Raw genomic sequence first — 22,356 nt, 5'->3', positions numbered from 1 at the left:
CATCAATCCTTTTCTATGAGTGGTAGCAGGTGGGGCGCCAGAAAGTGTAGCGATATCTGGCGCATTTACGACGGATGATATCTGAAAAACGCGCAGTCGCCTGCTGAAGATTGCGTTTATACTGGGCGTTTTGTCGTATAAACCAGTGGTACTTTCATGCCCGATCAGGCAAGCGAGCCCGCGTTGAGCGGGTGGCGCCTTAATGTGCGGATCGTTTCCGTTGTTATTTTTAACTTTGCCAGCTATTTCACCATCGGCTTGCCGTTGGCTGTGTTGCCCGGTTATATCCACGAAGGGATGGGCTACAGCGCCTTCTGGGCGGGGCTTGCCATCAGTCTGCAATACTTCGCCACGCTGTTAAGTCGCCCCCATGCCGGGCGCTATGCCGACCAGTTGGGGCCCAAAAAGGTGGTGATTCTTGGCCTGTGTGGCTGTTTCCTGAGCGGCCTGGGTTATCTGCTGGCGGATCAAACCCGCGGCTGGCCGCTGCTGAGCCTGGGGTTATTGTGCCTGGGACGGGTGGCGCTGGGCATCGGGCAGAGCCTGGCCGGGACCGGCTCGACGCTATGGGGCGTGGGACTGGTGGGAACGCCTCATATCGCCCGGGTAATCTCCTGGAATGGTATTGTCACCTACGGGGCCATGGCCGTGGGCGCGCCGCTGGGGGTCTGGATCTGGCACTATGGCGGGCTGTCGCTGCTGGCCGCCATCATCATGGGCGTAGCGCTGCTGGCGGTGGTACTGGCCCTGCCGCGCCCGGCGGTAGCGGCCAGTAAGGGCAAATCGCTGCCGTTCCGGGCGGTGCTGGGTAAGGTGTGGCCATTTGGGCTGGCGCTGGCCTTTGGATCCGCCGGATTTGGAGCTATCGCCACCTTTATTACGCTGTTTTACGACGCCCGTGGTTGGGAAGGCGCCGCCTTTGCGCTGACGCTGTTTAGCTGCGCTTTTGTCGGCACCCGACTGTTGTTCCCCAACGGCATTAATCGCCTGGGGGGCCTGAACGTGGCGATGATCTGCTTTAGCGTAGAGTGTCTGGGGCTGCTTCTGGTCGGTCTGGCGCCGTCGCCGCTGATGGCAAAGGCGGGAACGCTGCTGGCCGGTGCCGGTTTTTCACTGGTATTCCCGGCGCTGGGCGTGGTGGCGGTGAAAGCGGTGCCGCAGCAAAATCAGGGCAGCGCGCTGGCGACCTATACGGTATTTATGGATTTGTCTTTAGGGATTACCGGGCCGCTGGCCGGGCTGATCATGGCCTGGACCGGAGTTGCCTCTATCTACCTTGCGGCATCGGGGCTGGCGGCGCTGGCGTTACTGCTGGCCTGGCGCCTGAAATTCTGGCCTGCCCGGACGACCGGGCAGGCCACATCATCGTAACCGGTTACTGAATCTTGAGGGTCTTAACGATGTTGTTGGCGTCGCTCTGGGCTTTCTGCTGATCGTCGGCAGGCAGGGTGACCTGCATGGTCAGCAATTTGTTATCCACTTTGCCCAGCAGGACGGTGGACCAGGCGCTCTGACCACGGGCGGAGACAATGCTGTCCAACTGTTGCAGGGTCTGGCCGTTTACTTCCAGTGATTTGTTGGAAACCACCTGGAGCTGCGGATCGCGGTTACGCTGCTGCTCTTCCAGACGCTTCGCCAGAACTTCCAGCGATTCGTTGGTGGTATCGCCCACAATGACGATCACGGCTTTCTGGCCGGTCGGATCGGAATAGACATGCATGTTGTTGCTCTGGGTACCGACCTTACCGCTCTGATCGGACATATCCGCTGGCAGTGAGAAGGTCAGTTTGCCGTCCAGCAGCGAGACAGACTGGCCGTTTTCGCTGCTTTGTGCTTCATCGCCGCCCTGGGCAGGCGTTTGGCTGTCACTGTTATCGCAGGCCGCCAACCCAAACACCAGCAGGCCGATACCGACATATTTTACCAGGTTGCGCATTGATTCTTCCTTACAGGTTATTTAGCACCAGGGTTGTGCCTCTCCTTGCATCTTAACACAAGATGCGAGCTGTCAGAGCGGCTGTAGCGCGGAAGGGGAGTGCCCCTTTGCCAGCCGTTTCAGCAACATATTCAACAACACGCCGTAGGCTGGCAGGAAGAAGATAATACTGATAAGTACTTTAAAGCAGTAATCGACCGTTGCGATCTCCACCCAGTTCTGGGCCATAAAGGGGTCGGGACTGCGCCAGAACGCGATAAAGAAGAACGCCAGGGTATCGCTGAAATTACCGAAGAAGGTTGAGGCGGTCGGCGCCAGCCACCAGCGGCGGCTTTGGCGCAGCCGGTTAAAGACGTGTACATCCAGAATCTGTCCCAGCACATAGGCCATAAAGCTGGCGCAGGCGATACGCAGTACAAAGATGTTCAGCCCGCCGAGCGCCGCCAGTCCCTGCCAGCTTCCCATATAGAACAGCGACGAGATAATCCAGGAGAGCAGCAGCGCCGGAATCATCACCGCGAAGATAATGCGTCGCGCCAGTGGCGCGCCGAAGATGCGCACCGTCAGATCGGTCGCCAGAAAGATAAACGGGAAGCTGAAGGCGCCCCAGGTGGTGTGGAAACCCAGAATGTTGACGGGGAGCTGAACCAGATAGTTACTGGAGATAATCACCAGCAAATGAAATAGCGAAAGCCCAATTAGCGCCCGACGATGCTGGCGCAGCGTTAATGCGATCATATCAACGACCTTTTTGATAAATGGGGTGAGGGAACCCAGTTGCGACAGGGTTACAAGGCCTGGCGCGCTGAAAACGCCGCATCATACTGCTTTGGCAGGCTATTGCAATGGATGATTTTCACGCAATCGTTCACCTTGCTTGCACGAAGAATTACCAGGCGTAAACTAATGCGATTTTCAGAAGCTGATGAGAAGAGTATGTCCGATCCTTTCGATTGCGCGAACCATACCCTGGACGCCCAGGGACTGCGCTGCCCGGAGCCGGTAATGATGGTGCGTAAAACGGTACGCACTATGCAGACCGGTGAAACACTGTTGATTATCGCCGACGATCCGGCTACCACCCGGGATATCCCCGGCTTTTGCCGCTTTATGGAACATGAACTGCTGGCCCAGCAGACGGAAGCCCTGCCTTACCGCTATCTGCTGCGCAAAAGCCACTGAGTTCACGGACAGCCAGGCTGCTGTCCTGAACCCCGGTCACATCCAATTTAAACCCCTGTTTTAAAAATTGGCGCTTTTGTGAAGCGCTTCACTCCCGCTTTGTCTCCGCTGGTCTAGTTTTAAACGGCAATGTAACAAAATTTTAACCAAAAAAAGACCTGCCGGAGCTGACACGATGACCCATAAAAGCATACTGCCGGCGTTAGCCGGTTTCTGTCTGAGCACCGCGTCACTGCTGTTTGCGCCCGTTGCTGCGGCGCAAGTGATTAAAGCGGCGGATGTCCATCCCGAAGGCTATCCCAACGTGGTTGCCGTCCAGCAAATGGGCGAAAAGCTGGAAAAAGCGACCAACGGAGAGCTGGAAATTAAAACCTTTCCCAATGGTGTTCTGGGCGATGAAAAACAACTCATCGAACAGGCTCAGGTAGGCGCTATTGATATGATTCGCGTCTCTATGGCGCCGGTTTCTTCCATTCTGCCCGCAACAGAAGTCTTTACGCTGCCCTATGTGTTTCGCGACGAAGATCATATGCACAAAGTGATTGATGGCCCGGTCGGTAAGAAACTGGGGACCATGCTGACCCAGGATCCTAACTCACGGCTGGTATTTCTGGGCTGGATGGATCCTGGCACCCGTAACCTGATAACCAAGAAGCCAGTGCTTAAAGCGGAGGATCTTAAAGGGATGAAGATCCGGGTGCAGGGCAGCCCGGTCGCGATTGATTCTTTAAAGGCGATGGGCGCCAACGCGGTGGCGATGGGGGTGAGTGAGGTATTCAGCGGCTTGCAAACCGGTGTGGTTGACGGGGCCGAAAACAATCCTCCTACCTATGTCGCCCACAACTATATGCCGGTGGCGAAGCACTATACCCTGAGCGAGCATATGATCGTGCCGGAAATGCTGCTCTATTCCCGGGTGAAATGGGACAAACTGAGCGCCGACCAACAGCAACTCATCATGAAACTGGCTCATGAAGCGCAGTTCGAACAGCGCAAGCTGTGGCAGGCCTACAACCAGCAGGCGCTGGAGAAAATGAAGGCCGGCGGCGTGCAGTTCCACAAGATAGACAAAACCCCGTTTATTGAGGCGACGGCGCCGGTACGCGAGAAATATGGCAAGGCGTATCCGGAGCTGATGAAGGCGATCGCTGACGTTCACTAACCTGTGGCCGGGTATTAGCCCGGCCCTTAGGGAGGACCTATGGCCCGTCTCTATATCACGTGGATGGATCGCCTGTACCTGGCCGCTATGGTGGTTTCCGGCATGGCATTGCTGGTGATGACCGTGGTGATTCCGGTGGGAATCTTCTTCCGCTACGTTCTGAACCGCGGCATTCCATGGCCGGAGCCGGTAGCTATCCTCTGTATGGTGACTTTTACCTTTATTGGCGCTGCGGTCAGCTACCGCGCGGGCGGGCATATTGCCGTCAAAATGTTGACCGACAGGGTGCCGGAAGGCTGTCAGCGCTTGCTGGCGCGGCTGGTGGATCTGCTGATGCTGGTGATTTCGGCGCTGATGCTGTGGTACAGCTTCTTTTTGTGCCAGGGACTGTGGCACCAGCCGGTGGCGGAGTTCCCGCTACTCACCGCCGGACAAACCTACCTGCCGCTGCCGGTGGGTTCGGCCATTCTGATTCTGTTCGTTATCGAGCGGCTGCTGTTTGGCTCTCAGGCCCAGCGACCGCTGGTGATGCTTGGCAACCCGGAATAGACGGAGGTAACGGATGGACGCACTGGTGTTATTACTGACTCTGGCGGCGCTGCTGGCCGTGGGCATGCCCGTCGCTTTCGCGGTGGGACTGAGCGCGGTAGTGGGCGCACTGTGGATTGGCCTGCCGCTGGAAGCGCTGATGATTCAGATAACCAGCGGGGTGAATAAGTTTACCCTGCTGGCGATACCCTTTTTTATTCTGGCGGGAGCCATTATGGCGGAGGGCGGTATCGCCCAACGTCTGGTGAACTTCGCCTATCTGTTCGTCGGCTTTATCCGCGGTGGTTTGTCGCTGGTAAATATTATGGCCTCCACCTTTTTTGGCGCTATTTCCGGCTCGTCGGTGGCGGACACCGCCTCGGTGGGTAGCGTGATGATTCCGGAAATGGAAAAGAAAGGCTATCCGCGGGCCTACGCCGCGGCGGTGACTGCCAGCGGCTCGGTGCAGGCGATCCTGATTCCGCCCAGCCATAACTCGGTGATTTACTCGCTGGCGGCGGGGGGAACGGTTTCGGTCGCCGCGCTGTTTATCGCCGGGGTGTTGCCGGGGCTACTACTCGGTGGTTCGCTGATGCTAATGTGTATGCTGTTCGCCCGGCGTCGCGGCTACCCGAAAGGGGAACCTGTCACTCTGAAAGCGGCGCTGAAGATCAGTATGGATGCCCTGTGGGGGCTGATGACGGTGGTCATTATCCTGGGCGGTATACTTTCCGGCATCTTCACCGCGACCGAATCGGCGGCGGTAGCCTGTCTGTGGGCCTTTTTCGTCACCATGTTTATCTATCGCGACTACCGCTGGAACGAATTACCGAAGCTGATGTTCCGCACGGTGAAGACGGTGACCATCGTGATGATCCTGATTGGCTTTGCTGCCGGGTTCGGCGCGGTAATGACCTGGATGCAGCTCCCGACGCGGATCACTGAATTCTTCACTTCGCTGTCGGATAACAAATACGTCATCCTGATGTATATCAACATCCTGCTGCTGTTGATTGGCACTCTGATGGATATGGCGCCGATTATCCTGATCCTTACGCCGGTGTTGCTGCCGGTCACCAACGCGCTGGGTATCGATCCGGTACATTTCGGCATGATTATGATGGTCAATCTGGGGATTGGCCTGATTACGCCGCCGGTGGGGTCGGTGCTGTTCGTCGCCAGCGCGGTCAGTAAGCAGAATATTGAAACCGTGGTGCGCAATATGCTGCCGTTTTACGGCGTGCTGCTGGTGGTACTGGCGTTGATTACCTGGATACCGGCTATCTCGCTCTGGCTGCCGAAACTGCTGGGGATGATGTAGCGGGCGACCTGGGTCGCCCGCACGGGTTACAGATAAAGTGCGCGCACGATCATAAAGTGACCGGCGAAGTAGCAGGCGGCCCCTACCGCATTGGCAGCGCGGAAGCTGCGGCGATAGTGGCTAATCAGCCAGATAATATTGCCGAGCAGCAGCAGAGCGGCGCCGATAAATCCCGAAAGCGCGGTGGCGGTGGGACGCAGGAACCACTGCTCCGCCGCCAGCCACACCATCACCAGCGTCATACCGATAAAGGTGCAGACCGGCCAGCGGAAGGTTTCCAGCCGGGTCCAGATGGCGGCGATAAGCAGAGCGCCGATGATGAGCAGCGCCAGCGGAATCGGCCAGAAAAAGTTAAGCGCCATACTGCTGGCGAACCAGATGGTATAGAGCAGATGGGAAAGGAAGAAGGCGCCAATGGCGTAGAGCATGCGCTGGCCGGGCAGCATCGTTAGCGCATCCCCCACCATACTGGCCAGCAGCCCCGCCACCACCAGATAGCCGATAGCGCTGAACATCGGCGCCTGCCAGGCCAGCATCAGCAGCAGTAACAGGGTAATGGGTTTAAATACCCAACGTTGCCAGGCGGGCCCGCGGTAGGTGGCATCCACATACAGCCAGCCGGAAAAGAAGACAGCGATAAATGACCACAGCATATTAAGCCTCTGAATCCGTTATGATTAGGCACGCTCGCGGCGTACGGTCCTGTCTCCAGTCTGGTGCGCCGGAGCGGGAATGACAAGAGCACTTTGTGCAGGCTATTCTTAAATCTACCGGCAAAGCAGGGACAGTCAAATGAATAAAATGCCGCTTTTCTTCATAATTATCATTGCACTAATTGTGGTGCTCGCCTCATTTCGCTATATGCACCAGCGACGTCAGAATGCGCTGAATGATGCGGCGCCGCTGCAAACGCGCCAGGCGGTAGTGGAAGAAAAGAGTCAGACGCCCGCGAGCGAACGACGATCGCGGCAGCGTCAGGTGACGCCGCCGGAGGATACCTTACGCTATGAAGTCAGCTTTCGCCCCCAAAAAGGAGGCGAAGCGTTGCGCTTTCGGGTAAGTGCCACGCAGTACCAGCAGCTAACGCCCGGGCAGGCAGGCATGCTACGGTATCGCGGCACGCGGTTTGAAGGTTTTTCTACCCGTTAACGTTTCTGCTGCTGTTTCTTCTGCCAGGCCAGTAGTTCGAACACCCCAAACAGGAAGATTCGGATCTGCTGGGCGGCGCCCAGCGGCTGGTCGGCTTTACCATTTTTATCGGCAGCCTGAGAGGCCTTCAGCAAGGTGAGTTGTAGGCCGTGCATCAGGATGGTGAAAACCATCGCCACATTAACGAAGATATTGAGCGGACGAGGAAAGGGCTGCACCAGGTTGAGCAGCATAAAGCCCCACACCCCGAGCATGAGCAGGCGCCCCAGATTAATTAACATTTTTTATTCTCCAGTAGTCACTTCGCGATGATAGAGGCGCCAGGCCACCTGGCCTGCGACCTTTTCCCGGTGTAGTGACCAGGTATGCGGCACGTTCGGGGGGCCGTTTTCGACTTCGCTTTCCACATAAATCAGCGCTTCGTCGGCCAGCCAGCCGTTGTGCTCCAGCAGGTGAAGGGTCTCGTTTAGCAGCCCTTTTCGAAATGGCGGATCGACAAACACGAGATCAAAGGGTGTGCCCGGGTGGGCAAGAAAGCTCAGGGTATCGGTGTTGACTACCTCGCCCTGGGGAGCCTTAAGCGTCTCCAGGTTCTTACGCAACTGCTGGGCCACGATGCGATCCTTTTCCAGCAGCGTCGCGCTGGCGGCGTAGCGGGAGAGCGCCTCCAGCCCCAGAGCGCCGCTACCGGCGAAGCAATCGAGGCAGCGCGCCCGGGTTACCCAGGGAGCCAGCCAGTTAAACAGCGTTTCCCGCACCCGGTCGGTGGTGGGGCGCAGTCCGGGGCTGTCCGGCACCGGGAGTTTTCGGCTACGCCACTGACCGCCGATAATTCGGATCTGGCCGCCGCCTGCGCTATGGGGTCTTTTCATAACTCTCACTAAAATGCGATTCTGACCGGCTATTTTAGCGGGCCCGGAAGGCGGGGGAAACCTTAATCACCTGGAGTGCTGCCAGCCCGGGAAAGTGTTAAACTAACGCATTCAATTTATTTCATAATCAGGCTCCCGTCCGCGCAGAAGACGGGGCTGCGCCATGAATCAACAGCGAGGAGCATGGTCGCCAATGGCAAAAGAGAAAAAAAGGGGCCTTTTTTCCTGGCTGGGATTCGGCCAGAAGGACCAGGCAAAGGACCAGGCAAAGGAGCCGGAAGCCGAACAGCAACCCCAGGAAGAGGCCACTGACGGCACAGAGCAGCCACCGCGCGAAGAGGCGCCTGCCTCCGTCGAGTCGTCAGAGCCGGCAACCCCTGTAGAACAGGCTCCTCACTCTGAGGAAGAGTCTGAAAAATTTGCCCACTCGGTGGTGGAAATCAATGAGCAACTGACGGAAAGCGAGAAACCGCATCCGCAGCCGCCGGAAGAGCAAGAACAACCCCGTGAACCGTTAAGCGAAACGCAGCCGGAAGCGCAGGTTGTTGAAGATAAGGCGCCGGAGCCGGAACCTGAATCGGCTGGCCGCGACGTCTGGCAGGATGAGCAGTCGCGCATCGTAGACGAAGAGCTGGATATCGCCCGCGCCGAACTGCGCGACAGTGCGTCAGGCCAACTGGCGGAAGATGAAGCCAACGCGCAGGCGCCCGTTGCGGATGCCGCGCCGGAGCAGGAACAGCAAGAGGCGGTTGCGCAATCCGCTGCGCCTGACGAGGATCGTGCAGAAGCAGAAGCAGAAGCAGAAGCAGAAGCAGAAGCAGAAGCAGAAGCAGAAGCAGAAGCAGAAGCAGAAGCGCCGCAGCCTGCCGCTCAGGCAGAACAGGAAAAGCCGACCAAAGAGGGCTTCTTCGCGCGTCTGAAGCGCAGCCTGGTGAAAACCAAACAGAATCTGGGCTCCGGCTTTATCAGCCTGTTCCGCGGTAAGAAGATTGACGACGAACTGTTCGAGGAGCTGGAAGAACAGCTGCTGGTGGCGGACGTTGGCGTAGAAACCACGCGTAAGATCATCGCTAACCTGACCGAAGGGGCTTCCCGTAAGCAGCTGCGCGACGCCGAAGCGCTCTACGGCCTGCTGAAAGATGAGATGAGCGGTATCCTGGCGAAGGTGGACGAACCGCTGAACGTAGAAGGTAAAACCCCGTTCGTGATCCTGATGGTTGGCGTTAACGGCGTGGGTAAGACCACCACCATCGGCAAGCTGGCGCGTCAGTTTCAGCAGCAGGGTAAGTCGGTGATGCTGGCTGCGGGGGATACCTTCCGCGCCGCCGCGGTGGAACAGCTCCAGGTCTGGGGCCAGCGTAACGATATTCCTGTGGTGGCGCAGCATACCGGCGCCGACTCCGCCTCGGTGATTTTCGACGCCATTCAGGCCGCCAAAGCGCGGGATGTTGACGTACTGATCGCCGATACCGCAGGGCGTTTGCAGAACAAGGCGCACCTGATGGAAGAGCTTAAGAAGATCGTGCGGGTGATGAAAAAGCTGGACGAAGAGGCGCCCCATGAGGTTATGCTCACCATTGATGCCAGCACCGGCCAGAACGCCGTTAGCCAGGCGAAACTGTTCCATGAAGCAGTGGGCCTGACTGGCATCACCCTGACCAAACTGGATGGGACCGCGAAAGGGGGAGTCATCTTCTCTGTGGCGGACCAGTTTGGTATTCCGATTCGCTACATCGGCGTCGGTGAGCGGATTGAAGATTTACGTCCCTTCAACGCGGACGATTTTATTGAGGCACTGTTTGCCCGAGAGGATTGACTATGATTCGCTTTGAACAAGTCAGCAAGGCCTATCGCGGCGGGAGGAAAGCGCTGCAGGGCGTCTCTTTCCATCTGCGACAGGGCGAGATGGCGTTTCTGACCGGCCACTCAGGGGCCGGGAAAAGCACCCTGTTAAAGCTGATTTGCGGCATTGAACGTCCCAGCGCTGGCCAGATCTGGTTTGGCGGCCATGATATCAGCCGCCTGAAAGCGCGTGAGGTTCCCTTCCTGCGACGTCAGATCGGCATGATTTTCCAGGACCACCACCTGTTAATGGACCGTACCGTATATGACAACGTGGCGATCCCGCTGATTATTGCGGGTGCCAGCGGTGAAGATATTCGCCGCCGCGTCAGCGCGGCGCTGGACAAGGTCGGGCTGCTCGACAAAGCGAAAAGTTTTCCTATTCAGCTTTCCGGTGGTGAACAACAGCGGGTGGGCATCGCCCGCGCCGTGGTGAATAAGCCCGCCGTGTTGCTGGCGGATGAACCGACCGGTAACCTGGACGGCGCCCTGTCGGAAGGCATTCTGCGCCTGTTCGAGGAGTTTAACCGCGTAGGGGTCACGGTGCTGATGGCGACCCACGACCTTGCGCTGATTTCACGGTGCCCGTATCGGGTGCTGAACCTGAGCGAAGGACATCTGCACGGAGGCGCCGCCGGTGAATAGACGCAAGCTGGTATCCAGGATCAAGCAATTTAACAGCCGGAACCCGCGCGGCGGGAAATCCTCCGGTCGACTGGGCGAACTGGGCCGCCTGGCGAAACAGCGGGTCAGTAGTGGCGGTAATCGTTCCTCCCAGCCAAGGCGCAAGGGCGTGAAGGGCGGCGTTAACGAACAGTTTCGCTATGCCTGGCAGGGAGCCCTGCAGGATCTGCGGGATAAACCCTTCGCCACCTTTCTGACAGTGATGGTGATTGCCATCTCCCTGACGCTGCCGAGCGTCTGCTACATGGTGTACAAAAATGTGAACCATGCGGCGACCCAGTATTATCCCTCTCCGCAAATCACCGTTTATATGGATAAGACGCTGGATGATAGCGCAGCCCAGCAGGTGGTGGCGCAGATTCAGAGCGAAGAGGGGGTAGAGAAGGTGAACTACCTCTCCAGAGACGAAGCCCTGGGAGAATTCCGTAACTGGTCCGGCTTTGGCGGCGCGCTGGATATGCTGGAAGAAAACCCGCTACCGGCCGTGGCGGTGGTGGAGCCGAAGGTAGACTTCCAGGGGACCGATTCGCTGAATACGCTACGTGACAGAATTTCCCGGGTTCAGGGAATTGATGAAGTGCGTATGGACGACAGCTGGTTTGCCCGGCTGGCGGCGCTGACCGGACTGGTGGGCCGCGTGGCGGCAATGATCGGCGTGCTGATGGTCGCCGCAGTGTTCCTGGTTATCGGCAACAGCGTGCGGTTGAGCATCTTCGCCCGCCGCGACACGATCAACGTGCAGAAGCTGATTGGCGCCACCGACGGCTTTATTCTGCGTCCCTTCCTGTACGGCGGGGCGCTGCTGGGCTTTAGCGGCGCTTTTCTGTCGTTGATTCTGTCAGAGGTGCTGGTGCTGCGGCTTTCGTCTGCCGTTAGCGAAGTGGCCCGGGTGTTTGGTACTAAGTTCGAACTCAGCGGCCTGTCATTCGACGAGTGTCTGCTGCTGCTACTGGTCTCCTCGATGATTGGTTGGGTGGCAGCCTGGCTTGCCACTGTGCAACATTTACGTCACTTTACCCCTGACTGATAAATCTCTGGTATACTCATTCCCTGCTTGCGAGATCCCGTCAGCAGGGAATGAGCAGTATGTTGACTCTTTCTACCCCCTGCCTGCGCTTTCATAGCATCGTCACATTTTTTTGATATTCTTATTCACAATTCGACATTGAACTTGTGGATAAAATCACTGTCTGATGTTACTGAAGCGCGTATGCTCGCAACAGCAAATGTCGCTCCGGAGCGGCGTTGCCTGATGGGGACGACGCGGAGTAAAAAAGAATTGTGAGGATTTGAATGACCAACGAGATGCAAAATTTAGCTTTAGCCCCGGTGGGTAACCTGGAGTCTTATATCCGGGCCGCCAATGCCTGGCCGATGTTGTCGGCTGAGGAAGAGCGGGCGCTTGCTGAAAGGCTGCATTACCAGGGCGATCTGGAAGCAGCTAAGAAGCTGATCCTGTCCCACCTGCGCTTTGTTGTTCATATCGCTCGTAACTATGCCGGCTATGGCCTGCCGCAGGCGGACCTGATCCAGGAAGGGAATATCGGCCTGATGAAAGCGGTGCGCCGCTTTAACCCGGAGGTCGGGGTGCGTCTGGTCTCTTTCGCCGTTCACTGGATCAAGGCGGAGATCCACGAGTATGTGCTGCGCAACTGGCGTATCGTTAAAGTGGCGACCACCAAAGCCCAGCGCAAGCTGTTCTTCAACCTGCGTAAAACCAAGCAGCGTCTTGGCTGGTTTAATCAGGACGAAGTCGAGATGGTGGCCAGGGAACTGGGCGTCAGCAGTAAGGACGTGCGTGAAATGGAGTCGCGAATGGCGGCCCAGGACATGACGTTCGATATGCCGTCCGACGATGATTCCCACGACGGCCAGCCGATGGCGCCGGTGCTCTTTTTGCAGGACAAAACCTCGAACTTTGCCGATGGTATTGAGGATGATAACTGGGAAGAGCACGCCGCGGATAAGCTCTCTGACGCGATGCAGGGTCTGGACGAGCGTAGCCAGCATATTATTCGCGCCCGCTGGCTCGATGAAGACAACAAGAGCACGCTGCAGGAACTGGCCGACTGCTACGGCGTTTCCGCCGAACGTGTGCGTCAGCTTGAAAAGAACGCGATGAAAAAGCTGCGAGCCGCGATCGAAGCCTGATAAAGCGCTCGCAGCTAACAAACCCCGACGTCTCCGGACGCCGGGGTTTTTTATTGGCAGGAGAAATCAGTACGGGCTTGCCGTTGGCCGCACGATGATTTCGCTGACATCGACATCGGGCGGTTGCGCAATGGCAAAGGCGATGGCACGGGCGATAGCTTCTGCCGGCATCGCACCGGCACGGAACGACTTCATGGCCTCACGGGCGGAGGCATCGGTGATGGTATCCGCCAGTTCGGATTCGGTCACTCCCGGACTGATAACGCTAACGCGAATATTGCCGCCGACCTCCTGACGCAAACCTTCGGAAATAGCCATAACGGCAAACTTGGTGGCGGAATAGACCGCAGCCGTCGGTACTACGCTATGGCCGCCGATCGACGACAGGTTGATGACCTGCCCTGAGCCCTGGCTTTGCATGAGGGGAAGTGCCGCTGCGATACCGTGGAGCACGCCGCGGATGTTAACGTCGATCATCCTGTTCCACTCGTCGAGCTTGAGTGCCTCCAGCTTCGATAGTGGCATCACACCGGCATTGTTGATTATCACGTCGATACAGCCATAGCTTTCCCGCGCCGCGGCGACAAAGGCCTGCATCGATTCAATGTCGGTAACGTCCAGTTCGCGAAAGTCGGCTTCGCCGCCCGCTTCGCGAATCTCGCTTACCAGTTGTTCCAGGCGGTCGCCGCGCCGCGCGCCCAGCATTAATCTGGCCCCTGAACCGGCAAGATGGCGTGCCGTAGCTGCGCCAATACCGCTGCTGGCTCCCGTTATCAGGACGACTTTGTTGGATATATCGTTCATGGTCATTCCTTCTGTTGATGGCGATCGGGCATGCGCCCTGTTCACGAAGAGCAGTCTATGGATTAAGTCAGCAAGAATAATCGGCGGGAAACTTCATAGATTATGAAGTCAGATGTATATAATCAGGCGTTTTACCTGACATGTTGCTTCAGGAAGTCGATGAATGCCCGCATGGCGGCCAGGTGGTGCCTCTGGCGCGGATAGCAGAAATAAAAGCCGTCGAACGGCGCGCACCAGGGTTCGAGCATGGTGACCAGACGCCCCTCGCGGATTAGCGGCGTCGCCCAGGCTTCAACGCTAAAGGCGATGCCAACGCCGTTGACGGCAGCGTCGAGCATCGCCCGGAGATCGTTGACGATCAAAGGGCCGTTAACCGCCACCCGGAACCAGCCACTATCGCGCTGAAACTCCCACTGATAAGGGTGTATCTGCCCTGGCCAGCGCCAGTTGATGCAGCGGTGTTGATGCAGTTCAGAAGGAGTGCGGGGTTTGCCGTACCTCGCCACATAGTCGGGCGAAGCCACTACGCAATGGCGCAACATCGGTCCCAGCGGGATTGCCACCATGTCCTGTTCGAGCAGTTCGCCAAGGCGAATAGCGCCATCGAATCCGGATTCGATCATATCCACCGGGTGGTCATCCAGCGTCAGATCCAGTTCAATTTCGGGACAGGTTTCGGCGAACGCCGCCAGTAACGGTTCGAGATAGAGTTGATAGCCAACGCGGAAGGTGTGAAGCCGCAGCTTACCGCGTGGCTGCTCTCCCAGTTCTGTGGTATCGGTAATGGCGGATTCAATCTCGGCGAAGGCGGGTTTGAGTCGTTTCAACAGCCTTTCACCCGCTTGCGTCATTCCGACCCGTCGGGTGGTGCGATGAAACAGGCGCACGCCAAGCCGCGCTTCCAGCCCTTTGATGGTCTGGCTCAGTGCCGAGGGGGAAACCTGTAGCCTTTCCGCCGCACGGACGAAACTCCCCTGCTCGGTGATACAGACAAATGCCTGCAGTTCAGCGAATTCATTTCCGCGCATGGTGGCTCCTGGCTGATTTTTATGCCTCGCGAATACAGGTCAACAGGGTCTGAAACGCCGCTGCCATCTGCTCTTCCGGCTGGCTGGCAAACCCCATAATCAGGCCGCTGCGCCGTCTGTCGGTCAGATAATAGCGCGACAGTGGACGTACCAGAATATTGCGCTGGTTGGCCAGTTGAGCGATGGCGACATCATCGCTGCCCGACGGCAGATTAAGGATCATATGCAGTCCGGCGTTATCGCTGAAATCGCTCACGGCATCGGGGCCGAGCTCATGTTCAATCAGAGCGCGGACGAACGCCCGGCGTCTGCCGTAGAGCAACCGCATCCGGCGAATATGGGCGGTGTAGTGCCCGGCCTGAATAAATTCCGCCAGCGCTGCCTGGATTATCGAATGACCGCTGCGATACAGTTCGGCGTGGGCCGTTTTCATACGCTCTGCCAGCGGGCGTGGCAGCACCACATAACCGATGCGCAGCCCCGGGTAGAGCGTCTTGCTAAAGGTGCCCATATAGATAACCGGTGCATCGGCCACCAGCCCCTGCAATGCCGGAATCGGCTGCCCGGAAAAGCGGAATTCGCTGTCGTAGTCATCTTCCACAATCCAGGCGCCGGTATGGCGCGCCAGCGCCAGCAGATGACGGCGCCGCTCCAGGCTCATCACGGCGCCCAGCGGATACTGATGGGAGGGGGTGACGAAGATCAGACGCGGTGGTTTATTCACCTGTTCCGGCGCGATCATGCCGTGATGATCCACCGGTATTGGATGCATATTGATTTCGTTAATCTTCAGCACGTTGCGAATCCCCCAGTAGGAGGGCTCCTCGATCCAGGCGTGATCCCCGGCGTCGCACAGCATACGGGCCACCAGATCGATGGCCTGATGTGTCCCTTCGGTAATCAGAATCTGATCGGCATGACAGCGCACCGAGCGGGCGACCCGCAGGTAATCCACCAGCGCGTTTCTGAGTTCGGGAGTGCCGCCCTGGCCACTATAGGTTAATCGTTCCGGTGGCGGGCGGCGGCCGAGTCGCGCCTGAATTTTACTGAACAGGCGGTGGGGAAAGGCGCTAACGTCCGGCACGCCGGGAATAAAGGCTCCCCACTGACGTGGGCTGGCGCTGGCCCGGTTGAGCAACTGCTCCCCGCGTCGGGAAAGGCCCGATGGCGTGGCGCCTTCTCCCCCGTCGTCCTGCTCGCTCTGGCAGGATAAAAAGCTATCCGGTGCGGTATCCGCGACAAAAGTACCACTTCCCCGCCTGGCGACAATATAACCTTCCGCCAGAAGTTGTTCATAAACGGTTAGAACAGTGTTTCTTGATAGCCCAAGCTGCTGCGCCAGATCCCGCGAGCCGGGCATCCGGCTGCCGGGCAGCAGGCTACCGTCAAGAATTGTGCGGCGAATCGCGTTATAAAGCCGCCGCTGTAGCCGCTTATCCGGCTCCTCATTGAGCCTGACCCACAGAAGATCGCCGACCAGAGTTTGCACAATTGGATCCATTAAATATTCCAGACTGGCACTCGATTGTAGGGCCAATCCCCGGGTAAATAAAGGTGACTGTTTCAAATTTGTTGCATAAAAGTAACTTATGACCGGGAGGAGATCGGGATGAACAATTCAGAACTGAACCAGCGCCGTCTTAGCGCCACGCCGCGTGGCGTGGGGGTAATGTGTGATTTTTATGCGCAGAAGGCGGAAAACGCCACGCTGTGGGATGTGGAAGGCAATGAGGTGATCGACTTCGCGGCGGGGATTGCGGTGCTGAATACCGGGCATCGCCACCCGCGAATCACGGCGGCTGTAGAACAGCAGCTCCAGGCCTTTACCCATACCGCTTACCAGATTGTTCCTTATGAAAGCTATGTGTCGCTGGCGGAGCGCATCAACGCCTGCGCGCCTGTTGAAGGTCCCTGTAAGACCGCGTTCTTCACTACCGGAGCGGAAGCGGTGGAAAACGCGGTGAAAATCGCCCGCGCCGCTACCGGTCGCCCGGGGCTAATCACCTTCGGCGGCGGTTTCCACGGTCGTACCTTTATGACCATGGCGCTGACCGGCAAAGTGGCTCCTTACAAAATCGGTTTTGGCCCTTTCCCGGGCTCGGTGTTCCACGCTCAGTACCCTAATGCCGCCCACGGCGTTTCGGTTGACGATGCCATGGCCAGCCTGCATCGCCTGTTTAAAACCGATATCGCGGCGGATCAGGTGGCCGCCATCATCCTGGAGCCGGTTCAGGGTGAAGGGGGCTTTAACGTGGCGCCGCCGGCGTTCACCAAAGCCCTGCGAGCGCTGTGCGACCAGCACGGCATCCTGCTGGTGGCGGATGAAGTCCAGACTGGCTTTGCCCGTACCGGTCGTCTGTTTGCGATGGAGCACCACGACGTTAAACCGGATCTGATCACCATGGCGAAAAGCCTGGCAGGCGGCATGCCGCTTTCCGCTGTGGCTGGGCGCGCAGAGATTATGGACGCCCCGGCACCAGGCGGTCTGGGTGGCACTTACGCCGGTAACCCGCTGGCGGTAGCCGCGGCCCATGCGGTACTGGATGTGATTACCGAAGAGAAGCTGTGCCAGCGCGCTGATGAACTGGGCAGTCATCTGGTGGAAACGCTCACCCAGGCGCGTCAGCACTGTCCGGCCATTGCAGATATCCGGGCTCTGGGGTCGATGGTCGCCGTGGAGCTTAACGATCCTAAAAGCGGCGAGCCTTCTCCTGCCCTGGTCCAGCAGGTGCTGAAACAGGCCAGGGAAGAAGGGCTGCTGCTGCTGAGCTGTGGGATTTACGGCAACGTGATCCGCTTCCTCTATCCGCTGACTATTCCGGATGCGCAGTTCAGCCGCGCTCTCGACATTCTGTCCCGCATTCTGTCCCGGATCTAAGGAGGCCCCAGCGATGCTCAAACTGAATCAACCCGATTTATTACGTCAGCAGTGCCTGGTCAATGGCGAATGGTGTGATGCCATGAGCGGCGCCCGGGAGCCGGTGATGAATCCGGCGACCGGCGAAACCCTTGCCAGCGTGCCGCAGTTTAGCGAGGCGGAAACCTTACAGGCAATAGAAAGCGCTAATCAGGCCTGGCAGGCGTGGAAACAGCTCACCGCCAAAGCTCGTGGGGCACTGCTCAACGCCTGGGCAGAGAAGATGATGGCGGCCCAGGAGGATCTGGCCCGGCTTATCACTGCCGAACAGGGCAAGCCACTGGCTGAAGCCCGTGGCGAAGTGGCCTATGCGGCGTCGTTTATTAGCTGGTTCGCGGCTGAAGCGCTGCGGGTGGACGGCTCGGTATTGCAGTCGCCGCAGGCTAATCAGCGTCTGGTGGTGGTGAAGCAGCCGGTTGGGGTTTGCGCGGCCATCACGCCGTGGAACTTCCCGGCTGCCATGATCACCCGCAAGGCGGCACCAGCGCTGGCCGCGGGCTGCGTCATGATAGTCAAACCCGCCGAACAGACGCCGCTGACTGCCCTGGCGTTAGGCCAACTGGCGGTGGAAGCGGGGATTCCGGCAGGGGTGCTGCAGGTGATCACCGGCGACGCGGCGCAGGTGGGTAAAACCCTGTGTGACAGCCCGGTGGTACGCAAGCTGAGCTTTACCGGCTCCACGGAAGTGGGGCGGTTGCTGATGGCCCAGTGCGCGCCGACCATCAAAAAACTGTCGCTGGAGCTGGGCGGAAACGCGCCGGTCATCGTCTTTGACGATGCGGATCTGGATGCCGCCGTAGCAGGGATTATGGCGTCGAAGTTTCGTAACAGCGGCCAGACCTGCGTCTGCGCCAACCGCATCTACGTTCAGGATGGCATTCACGATGCGCTGGTCGAAAAACTGGCTGCCGCCGTTGCCGACTTGCAGGTTGGCGATGGTTCCCGGGCTGAAACCAGCCAGGGGCCGCTTATCGATACCCAGGCGGTGGAAAAGGTACAGATCCATATCCGTGATGCCCTGGATAAGGGCGCCACGCTGGTCGCTGGCGGTCAGCCGCACGCGCTGGGCGGCACCTTCTTCCAGCCGACGCTGGTCACCGGCGTCACTCAGGAAATGCGCTTCGCCCGTGAAGAGACCTTCGGACCGGTGGCGCCTGTCTTCCGCTTTCGCGATGAAACCGAAGTGGTATCAATGGCTAACGATACCGAATTTGGTCTGGCCGCTTACCTGTTTACCGCTAATGCCGCTCGTCAGTGGCGGGTGGGGGAAGCTCTGGAATACGGCATGGTCGGCGTGAATACCGGGCTTATCTCTAACGAAGTGGCGCCGTTTGGCGGCGTAAAACAGTCCGGGCTGGGTCGTGAAGGCTCCCGCTACGGCATCGAAGAGTATCTGGAACTTAAGTATCTGTGCATCGATGTAAGCCGTTAATCATCATGAAATCCACCTGTTCCGGCAGCGCAGGCTGCCGGTACCCGAAGGAAGACTTATGTCCGAGAACACCACGTTGTCCGGGGCTTATACCGCCCGAGAGCGGGTAACCGCCCCCGCCAAATCGCTCAGTTTTCTGGAAGGCGTGGCGATGATCGTCGGTACCAATATCGGTGCTGGCGTACTGTCTATCGCCTATGCCTCCAGCAAAGCGGGATTCTTTCCGCTGCTGTTCTGGCTGGCGCTGGTGGGAGGATTAACCACCATCACCATGCTGTATGTGGCGGAAGCCACGCTGCGTACCCGTAAACATCTGCAGCTCAGCGGCCTGTCAGAGCGCTATGTCGGCAAACCCGGCGCCTGGCTGATGTTCCTGTCGGTCTGCGTTAATAGCGTAGGGGCGTTAACCGCCTATATGACCGGCAGCGGAAAGCTTCTGCAATCATTGTTGGGGATCTCCCCGGCGCTGGGCAGTCTTTTATTCTTTATTCCCGCCGCCGGAGTGCTGTGGCTGGGCCTGAAGGCCATTGGCCGCGGCGAGAAATTTATCAGTGTCGGAATGGTGGTGATGATCTCCGTGCTGGTGGTAGCCACCCTGTTGAAAGAAACCACCCAGATGCGCTATCTGCTGGATGGCGACTGGCGCTACATGGTGCCGGTGTTTAACGTGGTGGCTTTCTGTTTCGCGGCGCAGTATATCGTGCCGGAAATGGCGCGCGGCTTCGCCGATAAACCGGAACAGCTACCGCGGGCCATCATGACCGGTATGGGCATTACCTTTACGCTACTGGCGCTGGTGCCGCTTTCGGTTATCGTACTGAATGGTCTGGATGAGATTACCGATGTCGCCACCATCTCCTGGGGGCGGGCGCTTGGGGAATGGGCCTTCTTTTCGGCCAATATTTTCGCCCTGTGCGCCATGCTGACCTCCTACTGGGGGCTGGGTGGCAGCTTTCTGACCAATATCTTCGATAAATTCCGGTTAGGCGAAGATACCCAAATGGGGCGACGTTTTCTGGTGCTGCTGATTGTGGCGATCCCGCCGTTTATTCTGGCCTACAGCGGCATGGTTTCGTTTGTGAACGCACTCTACTTTGCCGGGGCGTTTAGCGGAGTGATCCTCTCGATCATGCCGATTCTGATCCTGAAAGGTGCCCGCCAGAATGGGGATATCACCCCGACCTGGCAGTGCTGCTCCCCGATCACGCATCCGGCGATTCAGGCCCTTATTGTGCTGCTCTATCTTGCCAGCGCCGTTTACGCCGTGGCTTCCGCGCTGGGTTATCTGCCTGCGGGCTGGTAATTCCCGCGTGGGCCCTTTTTCCCGCCCGGACTTCATCCCTGGCGGGATTTTTTTTGCCCCGGTCACTCTCTCAGGCTTCATCCAGTAAAATTATTATTCCCGACCGCAAGAAATAGAGTATGTTCTAGCGGAGTCCGTTAATTATTTCCAAATCAAAGCGGAACGGTAAAAAATAATCTTCTGGTTATAAATGCAAACACAATTTAAAACACAACAATAAGGGGAACATCAGGATGAATATCAAGGGTAAGGCGTTACTTACGGGATGTATTGCGTTAGCGTTTAGCCATTCGCTGCTGGCGAAGGATATTAAAGTGGCGGTCGTCGGCGCAATGTCTGGCCCGGTGGCGCAGTATGGCGACCAGCAGTTTACCGGCGCGGAGCAGGCGATTGCCGATATTAACGCGAAAGGGGGCATTAAAGGGGATAAGCTGGTGGCGGTGAAATATGACGACGCCTGTGACCCGAAGCAGGCCGTGGCGGTGGCGAACAAAGTGGTGAATGACGGCGTGCGCTATGTGATTGGTCACCTCTGCTCTTCTTCTACCCAACCCGCTTCCGATATCTATGAAGATGAAGGGATCCTGATGATTACCCCGGCGGCTACCGCGCCGGAACTGACCGCTCGCGGTTATCAGTTGATTCTGCGCACCACCGGTCTGGACTCCGATCAGGGCCCCACCGCAGCGCGTTATATTCTGGAAAAGGTTAAACCCCAGCGCATTGCGGTGATTCACGATAAGCAGCAGTACGGCGAGGGGCTGGCGCGCGCGGTACGCGACGGGCTGAAGAAAGGCGGCACTGATGTGGTCTTCTTCGACGGTATTACCGCAGGCGATAAGGACTTCTCCACCCTGGTCGCGCGTCTGAAAAAAGAGAATATCGACTTTGTTTACTACGGTGGCTACCACCCTGAAATGGGGCAGATGCTGCGCCAGGCCCGGGCCGCAGGTCTGAAAACGCAGTTTATGGGGCCGGAAGGGGTCGCCAACGTATCGCTGTCTAACATTGCAGGAGAAGCGGCGGAAGGGATGCTGGTGACCAAGCCCAAGAACTATGACCAGATGCCGGAAAACAAACCGGTTGTGGATGCGATTCGCGCGAAGAAACGCGACCCGAGCGGCGCCTTCGTCTGGACTACCTATGCAGCGGTACAGTCGCTGGCTCAGGCGCTGGAGCGTACCGGCAGTGAAGAGCCGGAGGATCTGTCAAAAGACCTGAAGGCCAAAGGCGCGAAAACCGTTATGGGGCCGCTGACCTGGGACGAGAAGGGCGATCTCAAAGGTTTTGAGTTCGGGGTCTTTACCTGGCACGCCGATGGCACGGCCAGCGACGCGAAGTAACAGACGATCGACTGGCGCCGTGTATGGCGCCGGTCATTCACCGGCGCCAGCCGTCGGCTTCAGCCTGGAATCCCATGGCCAGCATAAACGCCGTCATCACCGCATTATCCTCCACACCCTGGGCTGACATCCGCCAGTCGCTGACCTGCGGGTTATCGCGCATGGCTTCTTCCAGCAGATATTTACCCACCCCACGGCGTCGGGTCAGTTCCCGCACTCGCAGGGAATCCAGTTCGCCATGTGTTCCGTTGCAGGTAACCCGCAGCGCGCCAAGCAGGCGTTCATTGAATCGGGCCGCGTAAAGACGGTGGCTTTCATCCAGCGTCAGGTCGGCAGGCGCGTATTCTGGCCAGATTTTTTCCAGATCGATTTTATCCTGGGGGGAGAGTGCCGTGAGGCGAACAATGGTCAGCTTCATAAGGATTCATAACATCAGGAATGAGGAGGGGAAAGTGTACCCCAATCCCCTGGTGGCGCAAGTGGCCTTCCTGCGTCGTTTTTTAGCGTCTCATCGCCACCGAAATTGCCAGTGAATTTGTTTATATTATTAACCTGGCATGGTTTATAAAAATGAAACTGGAAAAATAAAAGGAATAAATATCCGGAATGGTCCGGATAAATTGGTTTAATAACCTAAAACGCTCCTGAATGTAGTACCACGTTTATTGTTTATCTACGTCATAAACCAGAATAATATCCCTG

23 protein-coding genes are annotated in these 22,356 nt (G+C 57.8%); 14 read left to right on the top strand and 9 right to left on the bottom strand.

Annotation, left to right across the window (positions count from 1 at the left end):
• The first annotated feature begins 156 nt into the window (after positions 1-156).
• Positions 157-1,371, top strand: a complete 1,215-nt coding sequence (locus SCU88_RS23500; protein WP_138094680.1) for an MFS transporter — start codon at positions 157-159, stop codon at positions 1,369-1,371.
• 4 nt (positions 1,372-1,375) lie between these two features.
• Here the strand turns inward: SCU88_RS23500 and SCU88_RS23495 are convergent, their stop codons facing one another.
• Both SCU88_RS23495 and SCU88_RS23490 read right to left on the bottom strand, forming a co-directional pair.
• A complete protein-coding gene (locus SCU88_RS23495; RefSeq protein ID WP_138094678.1) occupies positions 1,376-1,936 on the bottom strand; it encodes a DcrB family lipoprotein in 561 nt (186 codons plus the stop codon).
• Between the two features lie 72 nt (positions 1,937-2,008).
• Positions 2,009-2,674 (bottom strand): 7-cyano-7-deazaguanine/7-aminomethyl-7-deazaguanine transporter, encoded by a 666-nt coding sequence (locus tag SCU88_RS23490; RefSeq protein WP_138094676.1) that lies wholly within the window; start codon positions 2,672-2,674, stop codon positions 2,009-2,011.
• A 198-nt stretch (positions 2,675-2,872) separates the two neighbouring features.
• Between SCU88_RS23490 and tusA the strand changes: the two genes are divergently transcribed.
• The 4 genes from tusA to SCU88_RS23470 all read left to right on the top strand — a co-directional run bounded on the left by tusA (position 2,873) and on the right by SCU88_RS23470 (position 6,129).
• Entirely contained in the window at positions 2,873-3,118 is a 246-nt protein-coding gene (tusA, locus tag SCU88_RS23485) for a sulfurtransferase TusA (protein ID WP_138099103.1), read from the top strand.
• 175 nt (positions 3,119-3,293) lie between these two features.
• The gene (locus SCU88_RS23480) at positions 3,294-4,280 is read left to right on the top strand and encodes a TRAP transporter substrate-binding protein (protein ID WP_138094673.1); all 987 of its coding nucleotides are present in this window, start codon (positions 3,294-3,296) and stop codon (positions 4,278-4,280) included.
• A 39-nt stretch (positions 4,281-4,319) separates the two neighbouring features.
• On the top strand, positions 4,320-4,829 hold the full coding sequence (locus tag SCU88_RS23475; RefSeq protein WP_138094671.1) for a TRAP transporter small permease: 510 nt from the start codon (positions 4,320-4,322) through the stop codon (positions 4,827-4,829).
• A 13-nt stretch (positions 4,830-4,842) separates the two neighbouring features.
• Positions 4,843-6,129 (top strand): TRAP transporter large permease, encoded by a 1,287-nt coding sequence (locus SCU88_RS23470; RefSeq protein ID WP_138094669.1) that lies wholly within the window; start codon positions 4,843-4,845, stop codon positions 6,127-6,129.
• A gap of 26 nt (positions 6,130-6,155) precedes the next feature.
• On the opposite strand, the gene SCU88_RS23465 is transcribed toward SCU88_RS23470, so the two are convergent.
• On the bottom strand, positions 6,156-6,782 hold the full coding sequence (locus SCU88_RS23465) for a lysoplasmalogenase (protein WP_138094667.1): 627 nt from the start codon (positions 6,780-6,782) through the stop codon (positions 6,156-6,158).
• 139 nt (positions 6,783-6,921) lie between these two features.
• On the opposite strand from SCU88_RS23465, the gene SCU88_RS23460 reads away from it, so the two are divergent.
• Positions 6,922-7,278 (top strand): DUF2500 family protein, encoded by a 357-nt coding sequence (locus SCU88_RS23460; protein WP_175340041.1) that lies wholly within the window; start codon positions 6,922-6,924, stop codon positions 7,276-7,278.
• Here the strand turns inward: SCU88_RS23460 and SCU88_RS23455 are convergent.
• Positions 7,275-7,559, bottom strand: coding sequence for a DUF1145 family protein (locus SCU88_RS23455; protein ID WP_138094663.1), 285 nt, complete (start codon positions 7,557-7,559; stop codon positions 7,275-7,277). The two genes, SCU88_RS23460 and SCU88_RS23455, sit on opposite strands and share 4 nt — an antisense overlap.
• A 3-nt stretch (positions 7,560-7,562) precedes the next feature.
• A complete protein-coding gene (gene rsmD, locus SCU88_RS23450; RefSeq protein ID WP_175340040.1) occupies positions 7,563-8,150 on the bottom strand; it encodes a 16S rRNA (guanine(966)-N(2))-methyltransferase in 588 nt (195 codons plus the stop codon).
• Positions 8,151-8,343: 193 nt separating this feature from the next.
• On the opposite strand from rsmD, the gene ftsY reads away from it, so the two are divergent.
• The 4 genes from ftsY to rpoH all read left to right on the top strand — a co-directional run bounded on the left by ftsY (position 8,344) and on the right by rpoH (position 12,827).
• Positions 8,344-9,966: a signal recognition particle-docking protein FtsY gene (gene ftsY / locus SCU88_RS23445; protein ID WP_175340217.1), complete on the top strand. Its 1,623-nt coding sequence runs from the start codon at positions 8,344-8,346 to the stop codon at positions 9,964-9,966.
• A gap of 2 nt (positions 9,967-9,968) precedes the next feature.
• Positions 9,969-10,637 (top strand): cell division ATP-binding protein FtsE, encoded by a 669-nt coding sequence (gene ftsE, locus SCU88_RS23440; RefSeq protein ID WP_138094659.1) that lies wholly within the window; start codon positions 9,969-9,971, stop codon positions 10,635-10,637.
• Entirely contained in the window at positions 10,630-11,703 is a 1,074-nt protein-coding gene (ftsX, locus tag SCU88_RS23435) for a permease-like cell division protein FtsX (protein WP_138094657.1), read from the top strand. The genes ftsE and ftsX overlap by 8 nt, the downstream gene beginning before the upstream one ends.
• A gap of 266 nt (positions 11,704-11,969) precedes the next feature.
• The gene (gene rpoH, locus SCU88_RS23430; RefSeq protein WP_138094655.1) at positions 11,970-12,827 is read left to right on the top strand and encodes an RNA polymerase sigma factor RpoH; all 858 of its coding nucleotides are present in this window, start codon (positions 11,970-11,972) and stop codon (positions 12,825-12,827) included.
• Between the two features lie 66 nt (positions 12,828-12,893).
• Here the strand turns inward: rpoH and SCU88_RS23425 are convergent, their stop codons facing one another.
• The 3 genes from SCU88_RS23425 to SCU88_RS23415 all read right to left on the bottom strand — a co-directional run bounded on the left by SCU88_RS23425 (position 12,894) and on the right by SCU88_RS23415 (position 16,148).
• On the bottom strand, positions 12,894-13,637 hold the full coding sequence (locus SCU88_RS23425; RefSeq protein WP_206665545.1) for an SDR family oxidoreductase: 744 nt from the start codon (positions 13,635-13,637) through the stop codon (positions 12,894-12,896).
• Between the two features lie 125 nt (positions 13,638-13,762).
• A complete protein-coding gene (locus SCU88_RS23420; protein ID WP_138094651.1) occupies positions 13,763-14,659 on the bottom strand; it encodes a LysR family transcriptional regulator in 897 nt (298 codons plus the stop codon).
• 19 nt (positions 14,660-14,678) lie between these two features.
• Positions 14,679-16,148, bottom strand: coding sequence for a PLP-dependent aminotransferase family protein (locus SCU88_RS23415; RefSeq protein WP_138099101.1), 1,470 nt, complete (start codon positions 16,146-16,148; stop codon positions 14,679-14,681).
• A gap of 120 nt (positions 16,149-16,268) precedes the next feature.
• Here SCU88_RS23415 and SCU88_RS23410 point away from each other — a divergent pair, with 120 nt between their 5' ends.
• The 4 genes from SCU88_RS23410 (at position 16,269) to SCU88_RS23395 (ending at position 21,654) form a co-directional block, all read left to right on the top strand.
• Positions 16,269-17,537 (top strand): 4-aminobutyrate--2-oxoglutarate transaminase, encoded by a 1,269-nt coding sequence (locus SCU88_RS23410; RefSeq protein ID WP_175340039.1) that lies wholly within the window; start codon positions 16,269-16,271, stop codon positions 17,535-17,537.
• 13 nt (positions 17,538-17,550) lie between these two features.
• Positions 17,551-19,008, top strand: a complete 1,458-nt coding sequence (locus SCU88_RS23405; protein WP_138094647.1) for an NAD-dependent succinate-semialdehyde dehydrogenase — start codon at positions 17,551-17,553, stop codon at positions 19,006-19,008.
• A 58-nt stretch (positions 19,009-19,066) separates the two neighbouring features.
• Positions 19,067-20,311 carry an aromatic amino acid transport family protein gene (locus SCU88_RS23400; RefSeq protein WP_175340038.1) on the top strand — a complete coding sequence of 415 codons (1,245 nt, stop codon included), beginning with the start codon at positions 19,067-19,069 and terminating at the stop codon, positions 20,309-20,311.
• A gap of 233 nt (positions 20,312-20,544) precedes the next feature.
• Complete coding sequence (locus SCU88_RS23395; protein ID WP_138094643.1) at positions 20,545-21,654, top strand: branched-chain amino acid ABC transporter substrate-binding protein; 1,110 nt, start codon at positions 20,545-20,547, stop codon at positions 21,652-21,654.
• A 37-nt stretch (positions 21,655-21,691) separates the two neighbouring features.
• On the opposite strand, the gene panM is transcribed toward SCU88_RS23395, so the two are convergent.
• Complete coding sequence (gene panM, locus SCU88_RS23390; RefSeq protein ID WP_138094641.1) at positions 21,692-22,072, bottom strand: aspartate 1-decarboxylase autocleavage activator PanM; 381 nt, start codon at positions 22,070-22,072, stop codon at positions 21,692-21,694.
• Positions 22,073-22,356: the final 284 nt, after the last annotated feature.

Origin of the sequence: Jejuibacter sp. L23 (genome assembly GCF_050815825.1) — a bacterium.
Lineage (GTDB): Bacteria > Pseudomonadota > Gammaproteobacteria > Enterobacterales > Enterobacteriaceae > Jejubacter > Jejubacter calystegiae.
Note: the sequence above shows the minus strand (reverse complement) of the source record. Positions and strands in the feature narration are given on the sequence as shown.